Origin of the sequence: Microvirga massiliensis (assembly GCF_001006805.1) — a bacterium.
In the GTDB taxonomy this organism is placed as follows: domain Bacteria; phylum Pseudomonadota; class Alphaproteobacteria; order Rhizobiales; family Beijerinckiaceae; genus Microvirga; species Microvirga massiliensis.
This window is the reverse complement of the sequence record NZ_LN811354.1, coordinates 467122-469593: the sequence shown is the minus strand read 5'-3', so window position 1 is coordinate 469593 and position 2472 is coordinate 467122. Positions and strand designations below refer to the sequence as shown.

Sequence of the window (2472 nt, the reverse complement as noted above, 5' to 3'; positions counted from 1 at the left end):
GGCGGTGAAATCCGTGTCGGGCGCGGACGACTTGGCATGAAGGATCACCTGGATGGGCCCGGTCACCTCTACCGCTTGCTCAAGCGGTGCGGTCGTATAGACCAACACGTCGGCACGCTCTTCGATCTTCGCCTGGTCATAGGGGCCGACCGGAGCCACATCGGGGGTGCAGCAGGAGTGCCCGCCGGCGCTCGGCACCGGGTTGGCGGGGTCATAGCGGTACCGGTCAGAGGCCTGACCCGCTGGCGGCTTTTCCAGCGTGAGGGAGCCGTTGCCGAACTTGGTATTGGCCTGCCCCAAGCTCTGCAGGTAGTAGGGCGTGAACTGCGTTCCGGGGATGGGCCAGCTCTCAGCCTTGCGCCAGGTGTTGGCGCCCATCACGAACATACGGACGGGCTGTTCGGCATCGACCCCGTTGGCCTGGCCCTTGAGCCAGTGGTCGAACCAGCGCAAATGCAGCCGATCAATCGGGTTGGCGGCCTCCGGACCAAAGTCGATCTCGCCAGCCTTCTGGTTCCAGGGCAGATGGATCCAGGGGCCAATAACGAGGTGCTGCCCCTTGCGGGCGACCTCCGAGCCGCCCTTCTCGCGCATCCCCATGAAGTTCTCGGTGCCGCCCTTCATGAACACGTCATACCAGCCGGCGAAATTCAGCGCCGGCACCTGGATTTCCTGGTAGCGGGTCCGGATGCTCCACTGCTTCCAGTAATCATCCCAGGTGTCGTGCGTGACCCAATCTTCGTAGTAGGGAGCGATGCGCTGATCGTTCTTTGAATTCGGGAGATAGTCCCGGAGCGGCAGATGGCTGTAGAGAGCCGGCAGGTTGGCGGCGGCCTGCTGGATTTCATCGAGAAGCTGCTGGTCCCCGAACCTGCGCACTCCGGAGACCGCGATCGAAGTCAAGGGCCAGGACTGCTCGAAGGCAAGCGAGAACGCACCGCCTTCGTATGACCAGCCATCATAATAGTCCGATGAGGTGTGGGCCGGGGCAATCGCGACCAGATGCGGGGGCTTCTCGGCGGCTGCGAGCCACTGGGTGGCACCCACATAGGAGAAGCCATACATGCCCACCTTGCCGTTCGACCCGGGCAGCTGGGCGGCCCATTCCACGGTGTCGTATCCGTCCTGGCCTTCGTGACGGAACGGGTAGAACTCTCCCTCTGACTTGTACTGGCCACGCACATCCTGGATCACCACGATGTAGCAGTGCGAGGCATATTCCTCGGGCTTCGCGTAGACGTAGGTTTGCGCGGCATCCTTGTTGTAGGGCAGGCGCATCAACAGAACCGGGTAGCTCCCGGTCTCCTGCGGCCGATACACATCCGCGAGAAGCACGGTGCCGTCCCGCATCGTGGCGGCAACATCCGCCTCTTTCTTGACCGTGCACGGGCCCTTCTCGAGGGCGGCCCAAGCCGGTGCCGTGGTCGCTAAAACTGATACCAATGCAAATACAGGTACATGGGTCCCGGTGTGACGCGCTCGCACGGTGTTGTGGAGCGTCGATGCCGCGTGCGTCCTCCCAATTGAGGGCAGGAGCTGCTGTACCTTGAACAAGCCCTTCATGGATATTCCTCCGACACAGCAACTTGCTCCGTCGGCTACCCGCCGGTTGACCCAGCGGGCCCCTTCGCTCGCTCGTCGCCACTGTGTAGAAGCCGAGAACGGAATCTCTCGAGCCCATGGGGTGTATGGCGTAGATGAAGCTCCCCATGAGCTCGGTGTTGAAGTAGAGCACTCTTCGATGATGAACAGCACGAGCTGGATCCTACTCAATGCCTGTCCTGCGGGTTGGCACCGATCCGGCGAGCTCGGTCGTACCCTTACTCCGGTGTCGATGTCATTTGACCCGGGAGCTTTGAAGGCGCTGTTTTGATAGGTGCCGACGACGAATGTCTTGGGATCGGCCGCGGTAGACGCCGATGAGATTCGGGCAGCACGCAACGTCGCCTTGTGCACAGCCCTATCATGAAGAGCATCGGCAGGCTGAGGGTCCGATCTTTGACCAGATTTTACCCGCCTCGGCTCCCGCCAGCGTGGTCACCGAGATATCCAGGGCAATAGAAAGTCTATGTGCAATCTTATTTGTCACCGACAGCCCTTTCCCCTGCTCTGGTGAGAGGATCGAAATCATGATTCGGCTCTCAAGCTTTGCTGTTCGGAGAGAATATTGAATCGATGCTCGAGTTTGTCTTACGCCGTCGCAACGAGAGTGGGCGACGAGGCAAAGCGATCCGGCTGATGAACAGCTTTTCATCAAAGTTCCGAGCAAAGTGGCTTATTCGATTGCCAGAGGATTGGTGCGTAATGCCTTGTGCAACCGCGAGTGTCGTGCTGAAACCTGGTCGCGAGCTCGGTCGTTCAGTTGAGCTACCGAGCGGACCGGCCTTGACGGATGCGGCGGGGCGATCTGCAGTTGTTCCGGACAGTCGGCCGAGATGCCCGCTTCAACGATTTATAGGATTCTTCGCACTC

1 protein-coding gene is annotated in these 2472 nt (G+C 60.5%); it reads right to left on the bottom strand.

Annotation, left to right across the window (positions count from 1 at the left end; all coding sequences use genetic code 11):
* Positions 1 to 1563: CocE/NonD family hydrolase (locus BN1233_RS18215; RefSeq protein WP_052763844.1), on the bottom strand; the 1563-nt coding region annotated here is incomplete at its 3' end.
* Between the last annotated feature and the right edge of the window lie 909 nt (positions 1564 to 2472).